The organism is Vibrio rotiferianus (assembly GCF_002214395.1).
In the GTDB taxonomy this organism is placed as follows: domain Bacteria; phylum Pseudomonadota; class Gammaproteobacteria; order Enterobacterales; family Vibrionaceae; genus Vibrio; species Vibrio rotiferianus.
Genome location: NZ_CP018312.1, coordinates 2455537 through 2467751, shown reverse-complemented (window position 1 = coordinate 2467751; position 12215 = coordinate 2455537). Strand labels below are relative to the sequence as shown.

Sequence of the window (12215 nt, the reverse complement as noted above, 5' to 3'; positions counted from 1 at the left end):
AGACCAACAAAAAAGGCTCACATAACATATCTTATTGATACCGTGAGCCTTTGTAGAACTTTAGTTGTTTAGAGTGTTTACGCTTTTTTTCGTTTGAGAAGCGCGAAGATCATCAGTGAGAACAGCAGTGCTGCGCTAGACCAAACCACGTAGCGATGCTCGGTATAGAACTGGCTGAGGACGTTCAGATGCTCAAATGCGAAGTTAGTGAGCAAACTGAACACGGCAACCCAAATGGTCGTCGCGAGAGCGTTGCCTAATAGGAACTCTTTACGCGACATCTTAGCAATGCCACAAGCGAGTGGCATAAACTGCTTCATCCCTTCTACAAAGCGACTGACAACCAAGCAAGCAGGGCCGTACTTCTGAATCGTACTTTGTAGCTTCTGCATTTTAGGGCCAGATATATAGCCTTTCTTATCCAGCCAACCTTCGAAGTAATAGCCAATCAGGTAGCCGCACGTGTTGCCAAAAAAGCAACTCAACCAAGAGACTATCATCACTAGGCTAAGGTTCATGACATGCTCAGATGAGATTATAGACGCTGCAATCATCAGCGATTGCCCCGGCATCGGAACACCAATGCCTTCAAGAAATATGCTGACGATAAGGGCGAGATAGCCATATTGCTCAAGCAGCGGTTTCATCGCCATCAATAATTCATTTATGTGTTCCAAACGCTTTCCTCTAACAAAAGTGGAACGAAGCTGGAGTGATACTCCTGTTAGTTCGCTTGGTCAATCGACGTTGTTCTCCGTCAGTAAAATCTGACATTCCGTTGATAATAGTGGTGCGTATTTAGTCTCTTAGATTGCGCCTTACTAAGTCGTGCATTTGCTTAATCGTCATCAATGCTAGCCAGATGATCTCTTCGACGGAGCGCTGGCCCGTGGTCGAGGAGGGATGATTCGCATCGGTTTTATTGCTCAGTGCTGGCAGCTCATGAACACGATTGTCACGAATCGTACTGATCAACGCATCCATCGCATCATGAATCAGGCGCTCGACTTGCGGTGAGCCTTGGTAATGGGTGCCCGATCTCACTAGAGGGAGCAGCAAGCAAAGGTAGTGACTCAACAAGCGATAATGGCTCAACATATCTTCATAATAATGCGGATCGGCGCGAGTGTGTCTTGGCTCTTGCTGCATTTCGTTGTAAATCAGTTCAAGGTCGCTTTCAGTGGTGAGCATGGCGGCACGTTGTTTAGTGAGCACAATGTGATCACGTTGCTCTGTGTCGACTTGTAACTGCTCATAGCAATACACAAATAAGCTTTTTGAACTATCGAACGCTTTTAATGCTTGGGTATGAATCTCCTTACCTCGCCATTGCGGCCACAATAAGCCATAACCGAGCAAGACAATTGCGCCACCGACGACATTGTCGATCAAGCGCGGAGCGACAAAGTCGAGCCCTTGGTGTGCCATGGTCTGATAAACCAAAATCAACAGTGCGGTAATACAGCCAATCGCCAGCGAGTAATGGCGCATAATATTGAGCATTGCGATGGGTAATAGGACTGCGATCAACACAAACATGATAGTCGTCGGAACACCAAGGTGAATCAAGGAGGTAGCGAAAAGCACCCCAAGCGCAGTACCTAAACAGCGTTGCCAAGTTTTACTTCGGGTTGCCAAGAAGCTGGGCTGAATGACCATCAACATGGAAATCAACACCCAATCCGGGCGAATCAATTCAAAGTATTCAGCAATCCCAGCACCAAGAGCAAACATCAAACCAACGCGAGTCACGTGGCGCCAAATCGGGTTGCCTCGACTTGGTAAACGGAAAGACAGTTCGAATGGCTGCACCTCAAAGGAGCGTTCATAAGCGGGTTCATTGAGCTCAATACGACGAGAAATATGCTTGACCGCGTATGCCCAGTAGCGAAAGCGAGGTTGGTCTTCTAGCTTCACCGCCTCAATCAAATCATGAGCTTCCTGTTCTAGTGAGCTCAAGTGTTCCATCTCTTCATGCGTGTTATGCAAAAGCTGCTTGGCTTTGTGTCTTAATCTTTGCTGACAGTGTTGGCTCCAAACCAAGAGCAGATCTCGTTTCGGTTTACTGGATTGAAATTGCTTGAGCAGATCAGGATTGCTTGTATGGCTGCTCAAGATGACTTCAAATGTATCGAGCGCCAAAAACAAAGCCTGACGCAGAGAGTTGGCGTCTTCATGTTTCGAGCGAAAAGATTCTGATTGTAGCGCTTGTTGGAACAGTTCAATCAACTGATATTTGATGCGCCGTTTCGGGGCATCGTTTTCGCTTCCAAGCAAGAAAGCCTGGCGATATTGAATGTAGTCCGCTAGCGTCTCGTAAATCGCAGAAAGACAAACACGCAGCGCGTAATGTTTCCATAAGGCAAACCAAAGCCAACTGAAAAGCGCAAAAGTGAGTGGTCCCAGTACCAACATAGGATATAGACCAAGTACCGCGCTGGAATTATGCAGCGACAAGCTCACGACCGCGATCAGCAAGCTCGACATGCCAAGACGTCCCCAAAACGGACCATTCACTGCTGTACTCGCCAATATTGCTCCCATCGCGCCGTAAGTCAGCCACAGTGGTAAGCCCATATTCAGCAGGGCATAACTGATGACGAGCGTAATGCTCCACGTGAAAGCGGTAATCGCAAAGCGTGTCCAGCGTCTAGGACCGGCAGTGTCTAAACCACTGATCAATGCTGCGGGCATAGTCATTAAAGCCGTCATGGCGAAATTGATTTGGTTGAATAGCACACCCAACCCCATGAACAGAACAATCGCGCTGGTGGCACGCAGACCAAGGTTGACTGAAGGGGAGTACCAGATTTTACGCAGAAAGGCAGGAGATAACGTCATAAACCCTCATTACAGTTTGCAACACCTTCAGTGTAACGCGAATATCTTTTGATGTGCTGGCTTCAACCACAGATTGAAAAATTGAAGCGGAGTCGTTATCTAACCGACGCCTTCTCCAAGCTGAGTAAATAGCCAATCATTGAACAGCGAGACTTTTCGCGCCGCTAGACGGTAGTTCGGCACAAATACGTAATAGCCATAATGACTAAGCATACTCAGTTGCTGGATGTGGTAGACCTCATCTCTCGACATTGGCTGTTGCACCATAAAATCAGGCAGAAGAGCAAGCCCTTTGCCAAGCCTTACCGCTTCATAGGAAAGATAGAAATGCTCATGACCGACAGGGTGATAATGAATCGCGCTTTGCAGAGATTGTTCTAGTTTGAACTGCTCCCACAACTGCGGGCGCGTTGTTTGAGGAATAAAAGCGAAATCCGTAATGGATTGTTTGTCGTTACACGTTGAAGAACTTGATGAGCCCGTTAGCAGCAGCGTTTCTTGACGCAACAATCGACCATGTTCGTAGTGACTGGAGAGAGGAAGGCAACGGATTGTGATGTCGCTGTCTACGTCTAACTGATTTATTGGACCATCACTGGTACGCACTTTAACGCGGATATCAGGATGGTTTTGATGGAAGGCATCAATGTTCGGTACCAACCACAAACTGGCGAAAGAAGGCGTGACATCGACCACCAATAATTCTTGCTCTGTGTCGGTTTGAATCAAGCTTGCCGTCGCATGTTGGATGATCTCCAATGCTTCGGTCACCTTGGGTAAGTAACGTTTTCCTTCTTCAGTGAGCTCAATACCATTGATACCACGCTTAATCAAAGGTAGCCCAACCAGTTGCTCTAATGTCGCAATCTGTTTACTCACGGCGCCTTGAGTCACGCACAAACTCTCTGCCGCTTTAGAAAAACTCAGCTGGTTAGCAACCGCAACAAAGGTTCGGAGTGCGCGAATAGAGGGGTATTCACTGCCTTTTAGCATGATCTCATGTCCATTGATGAATGCTTAACCACAGACTAAGAGATTTTGGCTAGGAATCAAAGCGATGAGTTGAGGGGGAATGCAAATTGCAGATACAAAAAGGGCCAACCCTTTCGAGTTGGCCCTTTCCAAACGTTTGGTGGAGCTGGCGGGAGTTGAACCCGCGTCCGAAAACCTTTCATCATTGGTACTACATGCTTAGTCGATCTTTAAATTCACCACCCACCTGCGAACCGACACGCTAATGAATGACTATCCTGAATTATAATTCGCCGTTCATCTCTCAGGCGGGAGAATCCGGGCTAGCGCGTTTGGGTTTGATCTCTCGTTGGTCCCCGTCTTACGTGCGGAAGCTAGGGCGAGAGAGCTCTGAGCAGGTTATTAAGCTGCTAGTGCGTAGTTTTCGTCGTTTGCGACTATTTTTTTGCGGTTTATTAACGAGGCCTACCGCACCTCGGCATGCACCTCAGACTTCTGAATTCCCGTCGAATCCTAAATCAGCCCCAGAGGTAATATCCGCATAGTAACAGAAAAGCCTAGGCTGTCCAGTACTATGCGTTTAAGTGGTCAAGTTTAGCGCAGTGAGCTCTTCATTACGCGTGCTTTTTCACGAGCCCAATCTTTCTCTTTAAGATCGGTACGTTTATCGTGAAGCTTTTTACCTTTCGCAACACCGATTTTGATTTTCACCCAAGAGCGAGACCAGTACAGTGACAACGCTGCTAGCGTCATACCTTCACGGTTAATGCGACCAAGTAGGTTGTCGAGTTCACGACGACTCATCAGTAATTTGCGCACGCGTGTAGGGTTTGCGACAACGTGTGTAGAGGCTTGGTTAAGAGGAGTGATGGTCATTCCGCTGACAAAAGCCTCTCCGTCACGCATGAAAACGTAGCTTTCAGCGATATTGGCTTTACCTTGGCGAAGTGCTTTTACTTCCCAGCCTTGTAGCTCCAAGCCAGCTTCAATTTCATCGTCAATGAAGTATTCGTGGCGAGCTTTTTTATTAAGCGCGATAGTGTTGCTACCCGCTTTTTGCTTTGATTTTTTCTTTACCATAATGGCCTCATTATACGGGTTGGATATGGGTTAGGAAATCCTTTTATTTGCGCTATCGTGGAATAAAAGTAAAATTGGCACAAGCCTTAAACATGTACGCGTATCGATAGGAGTGTGTATGAAGCAAATCAGCCGTTCTGCTTTAGTGTCTTTTAGTGCAGAACAGATGTTCGACTTGGTCAATGATGTTTCTAAGTATCCTGAGTTTCTACCTGGTTGTTCAGGTTCAAGAGTCATTGAGTCTTCGGACGGTGGCATGGTAGCTTCTGTCGATGTAGCAAAAGCAGGCATCAGCAAGACATTCACGACGTCCAATGAGCTTGTTCATGGTCAAGCTATCATGATGAACTTAGTTGATGGCCCATTTAAGACGTTGCGAGGTGGTTGGATTTTTACGGCCTTGGATGAACAGGCATGTAAGGTTGAGCTTAAGCTTGAGTTTGAATTCTCCAGCAAGATGATCGAAATGGCTTTCGGTAAGATTTTTAATGAACTAACCAATAATATGGTTAACGCTTTCACGAAACGTGCGAAACAGGTGTACGAGTGCTATGAGTATTGAGTCGGATATGATCCACGTTGAGGTAGTGTATGCATTGCCTCAAGAGCAGCGAGTGTTCAATTTAGTGGTGAATAACCACGCGACTGTTGAAGAGATCATCCGCCAATCTGGTGTACTTGAGTTGTACTCTGAGATTGACTTGAAAAAGAACAAAGTTGGTGTTTACAGCCGTAATGTTCGATTAGATGCGACGGTTCGCGATAAAGATCGAATCGAGATTTACCGCCCGCTATTGGCAGACCCGAAAGAGATCCGTCGTAAACGTGCTGAGCAAGCAAAGGTCTCTGGTAGCGCGGATCCAGTGACAGGTGGTAAACCAAATGCTTTGCGAAAGGCTGCGGACTAGTTTGATATTGTTAAAAAGAAAAACCTCCCAACTGGGAGGTTTTTCTTTTCATAGAAGATATTATTGGATCTGCTCGTAAAAGGCGTCACTTTTCGGAAAATCACCGCTGATATCCGCGAGTGTTCCTTGATCATTAAAGTTAACGATCAGATCTTTTTGTACAGGGTCACCATGTCCAGGCGTATGATGATAAATGTAATACCATGTGTTTGGATAACCATTTTCAATAAGCATTGGTGACCCAAGAACGAAGCGAACCTGTGCTTTAGTCATCCCAAACTTCAATTTATCTACCGCACTTTGTTCTACATAGTTGCCTTGGTTGATATCAATGCGATAAACCAGTTTCTCCAATACCGAACATCCTGTCAGCAAAGTCATTGCTAATGGTACGGCAACTAACCACTTCTTTAATTGCATAATAATTTCTTAGTAACCTTCAAAATACTGCGCTGATAATAAACAAGCTCGACGCAGATGTAAAAAGCTATGCGTCGTATGGTAGGGAGTCTGACAACGATTTTTGAGTTGAGTTGCATTTATTCACTGATATTGCGCTCCAAATGACGGTTCAATACGCATTAGTGGAATGACCAAAGTCAGATTTAAATTTATAACCTGTGGTTGGGTAAGCGCAGGCACCATGGCGATAATGAACGAGAGTAGTTATTTTGATGCAGCAAATGCGTGTAGAGCATCATCTGCGAAGCGGTAGTATTCTTTTTCACTGACTAGCTCAGCACCAATCGATCGGTAAAACTGTCCTGCTAGGGGGTTGTTACTTTCAGCCGTCCAATCCAACCTTTGGCACCCTTGCTCAATTGCCAAGGAGGCGAGATGCCTCATCAATGCAATGCCTACACCACGTCCTCGGGCGTTGGAAGATACGAATAGATCTTTCAAGTACATTTGACCAGAGAGTTTTGGGCCAGGATACATCGTTGTATAGGACGCAAAACCTAATACGATGCTGTTATCGTAAGCAGCAATAATGTTTACACCAGAGTGTTCAGAGAAGACTTTCTGCTTTAGGTAATTCGTCAGTTCATGCTCTGACGCGGCTTGTTCCTTGAAGTAGTATTGTTCTAACTCAACAAAAATAGGGACGAGTTCCAAGCAGTTGGTTTTGCTGATTGCTCTGATATCCATTTCTCATCCCTTGTTGAGCTTTTAAGCCGCGATAAGCAGTTCTTTTGCGTTTGCCAATGTAGAATCTGTGATTTGACTACCACCAAGTAGGCGAGCTAATTCCGCTACACGTTGCTCTTCATCTAGTGAGCGCATTTGTGTTTCAGTTTGACCACCTTTAGTGTGTTTTGCGACAAACATTTGCTGGTGACCACAACCTGCAACTTGCGGTAAGTGGGTCACACACATTACTTGAGTTGATTCGCCCAGTTTGCGCAGCATCTTGCCGACAACCGCTGCTGTTGGACCACTGATACCTACATCCACTTCGTCAAAGATCAAGCTTGGTGTATCGACTTTCTGAGCGGTGATCACTTGGATCGCGAGCGAGATACGTGATAGCTCACCACCCGATGCGACTTTTGCAATAGGTTGCAGCGGTTGACCTGGGTTGGTTGAAACCAAGAAGCAGACGCTGTCCATACCCAATGGCGACGGATGGGTGTTCTCGTTGTTTACTTCAATGCTGAATACCGCTTTCTCCATGCTTAATTCGTGCATGCTTTGCGTGATTAGCTTGTTCAGCTCTTTTGCGTAACGACTGCGTGATTTGTGCAGTTTTTCCGCTTGAGTTAAGAAGCTGTGGTATTTTTGTTCGACTTCTTGAGCGAGTTCATCCAAGCGTTCATCGGAGCAATCTAATGCTTCAATCTGTGCCAGCAGATCTTGGTGATGTTGGTATAACTCATCAGGCATAACGTGATGCTTACGAGCCATCGACATCACTTTAGAAAAACGTTCTTCAACATAAGCCATGCGACCCGGATCAACATCAATACCGTCAAGGTAGCTGCGAAGTTCGTTTTTGGTCTCTTCTAGCTGGATCATTGCTTCTGCCAGCATGTTTGGTAGCTCTGCTAACTTCTCATCCAGTTCAGCTAATTGAATTAGGGAGTGATTGGCCGATTGCAAAATACCAAGCGCATTGACTTCTTCACCTTCGTAAATAAGTTCGATGGCTTGCTGACAGGTAGCGGCGAGTTCACCACTATTGGATAGTCGTTTGTGCTCTTGTTCGAGCTCTGCGAATTCTTCTTCACCTAGCGATAACTCATTCAGTTCTTTGATTTGGTATTCAAGCAACTGCTTTTGCGCCTGGTTTTGCTGGCTGTTTTCTTTTAGTTGCTTAAGGTTATTGTCGGCTTGACGCCAATTCTGGTAAGCACTGCGTGTACTCTTTAGTAAGTTTAAATGTCCCGCATATTGGTCAAGCATGGCCATTTGGTGCTCGCTTTTCATTAATTGATGATGTGCGTGCTGTCCATGGATATTGATCAACAGTTGCCCAAGAGATTTGAGTTGTGAAAGTGGGACGGGGCTGCCGTTGATGAAGGCTCTTGAGCGGCCTTCTTTGGTGATGATGCGACGCAAAATACATTCACTGCCATCCAGCAGGTCGTTATCTTCTAGCCAACGCGTTGCGTGTAGATTGTTATCCAGTAAAAAGGCTGCGCTGACTTCTGTTTTCTCTTCGCCTTGGCGCACCATACCGGCATCGGCACGTCCACCTAAACAAAGACCTAAAGCATCAATTGCAATAGACTTACCTGCGCCTGTTTCACCTGTAATGGTGGTCATGCCCTTTGAAAGCTCGAGCTGTAAAGACTTAACAATCGCAAAATTATTAACACTTAGATGAGCCAGCATTTTTATTTACCTGTATAACTGAACAATACTGTATAAGAAAACAGTATATACTGTTTCTTTATACAGTAAAGTCAGGTGCGGTATTTTTTCTTAAAGAAGCGGCTTTTTGTGATGGAGAGAGGAAAAATAGGCCGCGCGAAATGCAACGACCTATTTAAATTGAACAAGTTACGGACGAGTTGGGTTAATGGTAAGCGGTTCTAATGTGACAACTGCATTGACTCCCGCACCAGGATGGTCGACGTAAGATGTGTCTTGCATCAGGGTGTAGTAAACATCAACGAAATCGTCATCATTGGTCAGAACCCCATCAGGAATCGCATCAATGATCTTGTTGGTGATCTGAGGAATGATGGCATATGCCTGTACCTCTGGATCTGGAATTGCCTTTAATACTTCTTCAGCTACTTGAACGAGCAATTTTGCCAACTGTTTGTAATCCGTTCCGTCATCTTGCTCCATCAGAACAATGTCTGCTGCGCCCCAACGGTAACGAGACCAGTGAATGATGATTTGGTTCGGATAGTAGTCTTTGTTGTCGTAATCCAAATATGGCATCTCAACTAAGTCTAGCGTTGGTTCATCTCGTGTTGGGTTGACGCCAGTTACCAAAGCATAAATTTCAGCTTTGCCTGAAATCCACGGTTCCTGATCATCTGCTAAACGAATTTTTTTGAGTTGAGTGGTTTGGATTGGTTGTGTGTCTGAGGCTTCCGGTTGTGCCTTGCTTTGTAGCACTTTCCCTTCTGCATATGGTTGAATCATGGCTGCTTGACCAAGCTTTTGCATTTCAGCTTGCATTGCTTGAAGGCCTGCTTTTAGCTCTGCGGTACTGTTGTTGTCAATCACTAATACAGGCACGTCAGGTAGTTCATAGACATTTAACTCGTGAATGTTCCCATATACATCAAATGCTTCGATGTATTGCCACTGCTCATCATCACCACTAGGTTCATAAGCAAATAGCGGACTCATATCACCCGCTTGCCAAGTAGGTAACATGGCATCGTTAGCTAAACGTACTTCAAGTAACTCACTTGAGTACTCAGATACGCCCTTCCAGTTTCTTATTTGCTCGTCAGCTTGAACCAGTTGCTTACTCATTGGAGAAGTCGGGTTTTGTTCAATGAACTTTGAAACAGGAATGTTGGTTTGTTGTGCTGTAATGTCCTTGCGCAACATGGGTTCTAATGCTGCGTAGTTTTGGCTAAGTTCTAGAGCTAACGCTCGTTTGGTATTACTGATATCTTGCGCTTTATCGTTTGAGATACTTGTCACTTGGTTCTCATCAGATTGGCAGCCAACGATCGCTAATGTACTTAGAACAGACAGAATTATTGTTTTTTTCATAGCTTGTCCTTCTTTGATTATTGCATGTTAGAGCTATTGCTCTATTCACTGCCAGAATATCACTCTGTGGCATATGAGCTATTTTCTTTTATAAAATCGTGTGGTTTTTGCCCAGAGCTTCAAATTTTCTATTGTTTTAGTAACGTGTGTAGGGTGAGTGATTGTTGTGATGAATGGTTTTGGTGTTGATAGTTTGTTCTCTGAAAAATAAAAAAGGTTGATAGAACATCAACCTTTTTTATTTTGTTTAGAACAGTTTGCTCGACCACCCAAGTTTGTTTCTTAATACGTGATAGTAGCTGTAGTCCTTCGGATGGATCAGCTTGAGCACATTCGGACTCTGGTAGATGTGTATTTCATCACCAGGAGAGACAGGTAGTGAAACTTGTCCGTCACAACTTACCTCCTGAGTGCCACGGTTTTCTGGGGATACGACCAGTTTAATACGACGCTTGCCATCGACAACTAATGGGCGGCTAGACAATGTGTGCGGGAACATTGGTACCAGAGAAATTGCGTTTAAGCTTGGTGACAAGATAGGTCCACCACCTGACAGAGAGTAAGCCGTAGAGCCTGTTGGAGTAGAGACGATTAAACCATCGGCACGCAGCGAAAACGCAAAGCTGTCATCAATATAAACTTCAAACTCAATCATGTGCGCCACTTGTCCTGGGTGGAGCACTGCTTCATTCAATGCCGCGTTATGGCTCTTGATTTGACCATGACGATGGATCTCCGCTTCCAATAAGAAACGCTCTTCTTCTATATATTCGCCTTTTAATACGGCTTTTAATGCTTCTTTGAAATCGTCAGGATTTAGATCCGTCAGGAAACCCAAGTTACCTCGGTTGACACCAATCACAGCAACATCGAAACGAGATAGAATGCGAGCGGCACCCAGCATGTTGCCATCACCGCCAACAACGATAGCGAGATCGGCGTTTTTACCTAGCTCTACGAGGCTAGCAAACTGGCTTTGCGGGATTTCGTCTAAAATTGCAGCAAGGCGATCATCGATAAATACTTGGTAACCTTCAGATGTCAGCCATTCGTATAACTCTCTATGAGTTTGAATTGCCTGCTGATCTCGTGGTTTTCCGATAATCGCGATCACGTTACATGGGTTTTTCATAGCATTTCCGCATTAAAGAGGCTTGAATCAGGAATCTTCATCCCCATAATAATGGCAAGTTACCTAAATATGCGAATTTTTATGTGGTTAAAGCCCACAAAACGTGAGTGGCTTTAAGGACATTAAGTTGAATTCTGGAGATATCATGAGCAACGAAGAAAACAAAGTTACAGAAGAAGAGCTTGATCAAATCATCGAAGAAGCTGAGAAAGTAGAAGCCGCAGCGCAAGAAGCTGAAGCAGAACTTGAAGAAATTGGTGATGAGAAAGACGCTAAGATTGCTCAACTAGAAGCAGCACTACTGTCTAGCGAAACAAAAGTGAAAGATCAGCAAGATGCGGTTCTTCGCTCTAAAGCTGAAGTAGAAAACATGCGTCGTCGTACTGAGCAAGAAATCGATAAAGCTCGTAAGTACGCTCTGAACAAATTCGCTGAAGAACTACTTCCAGTTATCGATAACCTTGAGCGTGCGATCCAAGCTGCAGATGCAGAGCACGAAGTGGTTAAGCCAATTCTTGAAGGTGTTGAGCTAACACACAAGACGTTTGTAGATGCAGTATCGAAATTTGGTTTGAAAGAGATCAACCCAGAAGGTGAAGCATTCAACCCTGAATTCCACCAAGCGATGTCTATTCAAGAAAGCCCAGATCACGAATCAAACACAGTTATGTTTGTGATGCAAAAAGGCTACGAGCTAAACGGTCGAGTTGTTCGTCCTGCAATGGTTATGGTTGCTAAGTAATCAACTAAATCATTGATATAAATATATTAAAACGCCCGCCATTCAATAGCGGGCGTTTTTGTTTCAAACATTACCATCAACATATTCATCTCTCTGAATATGTGCGCAAAATGAAATTTGATCCCCTTCAAATTTTTTCTTATTGGTAAAAATTTTTCCAATAAGGGATATCCTTTCTTTATCTTGCTTACTTATGGAATGGGTGTGTCTATAAGTTCCTGTTATCACTCGCAATCAAAATTTAATTCTGAATATGAATGTAGATCTAGCGATTTACTTTTAATGTTATTTATTAACAATCTCGTAAAGAAAGTCTTTATTTTGTAACTGTGGTGTGTATTATTCGCGAGGTCTG

At 44.6% G+C, this 12215-nt stretch carries 12 protein-coding genes and 1 other RNA gene; 3 read left to right on the top strand and 10 right to left on the bottom strand.

What is annotated here, in order from left to right:
• Window positions 1-77 precede the first annotated feature (77 nt).
• The 5 genes from BSZ04_RS20560 to smpB form a co-directional block, all read right to left on the bottom strand.
• Window positions 78-653: a DedA family protein gene (locus tag BSZ04_RS20560; RefSeq protein WP_162531096.1), complete on the bottom strand. Its 576-nt coding sequence runs from the start codon at window positions 651-653 to the stop codon at window positions 78-80.
• Window positions 654-798: 145 nt separating this feature from the next.
• Window positions 799-2841 (bottom strand): FUSC family protein, encoded by a 2043-nt coding sequence (locus BSZ04_RS20555; RefSeq protein ID WP_088881268.1) that lies wholly within the window; start codon window positions 2839-2841, stop codon window positions 799-801.
• Window positions 2842-2940: 99 nt separating this feature from the next.
• Window positions 2941-3834, bottom strand: a complete 894-nt coding sequence (locus tag BSZ04_RS20550) for a LysR family transcriptional regulator (protein ID WP_088881267.1) — start codon at window positions 3832-3834, stop codon at window positions 2941-2943.
• A gap of 137 nt (window positions 3835-3971) precedes the next feature.
• Window positions 3972-4339, bottom strand: a transfer-messenger RNA (tmRNA) gene (gene ssrA, locus BSZ04_RS20545).
• 68 nt (window positions 4340-4407) lie between these two features.
• Window positions 4408-4893, bottom strand: coding sequence for an SsrA-binding protein SmpB (gene smpB, locus BSZ04_RS20540; protein WP_005440253.1), 486 nt, complete (start codon window positions 4891-4893; stop codon window positions 4408-4410).
• A gap of 118 nt (window positions 4894-5011) precedes the next feature.
• Here smpB and BSZ04_RS20535 point away from each other — a divergent pair, with 118 nt between their 5' ends.
• Together BSZ04_RS20535 and BSZ04_RS20530 are read left to right on the top strand one after the other, a co-directional pair.
• Complete coding sequence (locus BSZ04_RS20535) at window positions 5012-5455, top strand: SRPBCC family protein (RefSeq protein ID WP_010446232.1); 444 nt, start codon at window positions 5012-5014, stop codon at window positions 5453-5455.
• Entirely contained in the window at window positions 5445-5801 is a 357-nt protein-coding gene (locus BSZ04_RS20530; RefSeq protein WP_010446234.1) for an RnfH family protein, read from the top strand. The genes BSZ04_RS20535 and BSZ04_RS20530 overlap by 11 nt, the downstream gene beginning before the upstream one ends.
• A gap of 60 nt (window positions 5802-5861) precedes the next feature.
• Here the strand turns inward: BSZ04_RS20530 and bamE are convergent, their stop codons facing one another.
• From bamE to nadK, 5 genes are all read right to left on the bottom strand, one after another.
• Window positions 5862-6221, bottom strand: a complete 360-nt coding sequence (bamE, locus tag BSZ04_RS20525) for an outer membrane protein assembly factor BamE (RefSeq protein WP_005391468.1) — start codon at window positions 6219-6221, stop codon at window positions 5862-5864.
• A gap of 246 nt (window positions 6222-6467) precedes the next feature.
• Entirely contained in the window at window positions 6468-6950 is a 483-nt protein-coding gene (locus BSZ04_RS20520; RefSeq protein WP_088881266.1) for a GNAT family N-acetyltransferase, read from the bottom strand.
• 21 nt (window positions 6951-6971) lie between these two features.
• Window positions 6972-8636 (bottom strand): DNA repair protein RecN, encoded by a 1665-nt coding sequence (recN, locus tag BSZ04_RS20515; RefSeq protein WP_010446249.1) that lies wholly within the window; start codon window positions 8634-8636, stop codon window positions 6972-6974.
• A 168-nt stretch (window positions 8637-8804) separates the two neighbouring features.
• Window positions 8805-9986 carry a DUF3103 domain-containing protein gene (locus tag BSZ04_RS20510; RefSeq protein WP_010446252.1) on the bottom strand — a complete coding sequence of 394 codons (1182 nt, stop codon included), beginning with the start codon at window positions 9984-9986 and terminating at the stop codon, window positions 8805-8807.
• Window positions 9987-10233: 247 nt separating this feature from the next.
• The gene (gene nadK, locus BSZ04_RS20505; protein ID WP_005447653.1) at window positions 10234-11118 is read right to left on the bottom strand and encodes an NAD(+) kinase; all 885 of its coding nucleotides are present in this window, start codon (window positions 11116-11118) and stop codon (window positions 10234-10236) included.
• A gap of 145 nt (window positions 11119-11263) precedes the next feature.
• Here nadK and grpE point away from each other — a divergent pair, with 145 nt between their 5' ends.
• Window positions 11264-11860 (top strand): nucleotide exchange factor GrpE, encoded by a 597-nt coding sequence (gene grpE / locus BSZ04_RS20500; RefSeq protein WP_005447652.1) that lies wholly within the window; start codon window positions 11264-11266, stop codon window positions 11858-11860.
• Window positions 11861-12215 lie beyond the last annotated feature (355 nt).

Excerpts from the sequence above, each read along its gene's own strand:
- BSZ04_RS20560 (WP_162531096.1), bottom strand. The coding sequence starts at position 653 with ATGGCGATGAAACCGCTGCTTGAGCAATATGGCTATCTCGCCCTTATC.
- BSZ04_RS20555 (WP_088881268.1), bottom strand. The coding sequence starts at position 2,841 with ATGACGTTATCTCCTGCCTTTCTGCGTAAAATCTGGTACTCCCCTTCA.
- BSZ04_RS20550 (WP_088881267.1), bottom strand. The coding sequence starts at position 3,834 with ATGCTAAAAGGCAGTGAATACCCCTCTATTCGCGCACTCCGAACCTTT.
- smpB (WP_005440253.1), bottom strand. The coding sequence starts at position 4,893 with ATGGTAAAGAAAAAATCAAAGCAAAAAGCGGGTAGCAACACTATCGCG.
- BSZ04_RS20535 (WP_010446232.1), top strand. The coding sequence starts at position 5,012 with ATGAAGCAAATCAGCCGTTCTGCTTTAGTGTCTTTTAGTGCAGAACAG.
- BSZ04_RS20530 (WP_010446234.1), top strand. The coding sequence starts at position 5,445 with ATGAGTATTGAGTCGGATATGATCCACGTTGAGGTAGTGTATGCATTG.
- bamE (WP_005391468.1), bottom strand. The coding sequence starts at position 6,221 with ATGCAATTAAAGAAGTGGTTAGTTGCCGTACCATTAGCAATGACTTTG.
- BSZ04_RS20520 (WP_088881266.1), bottom strand. The coding sequence starts at position 6,950 with ATGGATATCAGAGCAATCAGCAAAACCAACTGCTTGGAACTCGTCCCT.
- recN (WP_010446249.1), bottom strand. The coding sequence starts at position 8,636 with ATGCTGGCTCATCTAAGTGTTAATAATTTTGCGATTGTTAAGTCTTTA.
- BSZ04_RS20510 (WP_010446252.1), bottom strand. The coding sequence starts at position 9,986 with ATGAAAAAAACAATAATTCTGTCTGTTCTAAGTACATTAGCGATCGTT.
- nadK (WP_005447653.1), bottom strand. The coding sequence starts at position 11,118 with ATGAAAAACCCATGTAACGTGATCGCGATTATCGGAAAACCACGAGAT.
- grpE (WP_005447652.1), top strand. The coding sequence starts at position 11,264 with ATGAGCAACGAAGAAAACAAAGTTACAGAAGAAGAGCTTGATCAAATC.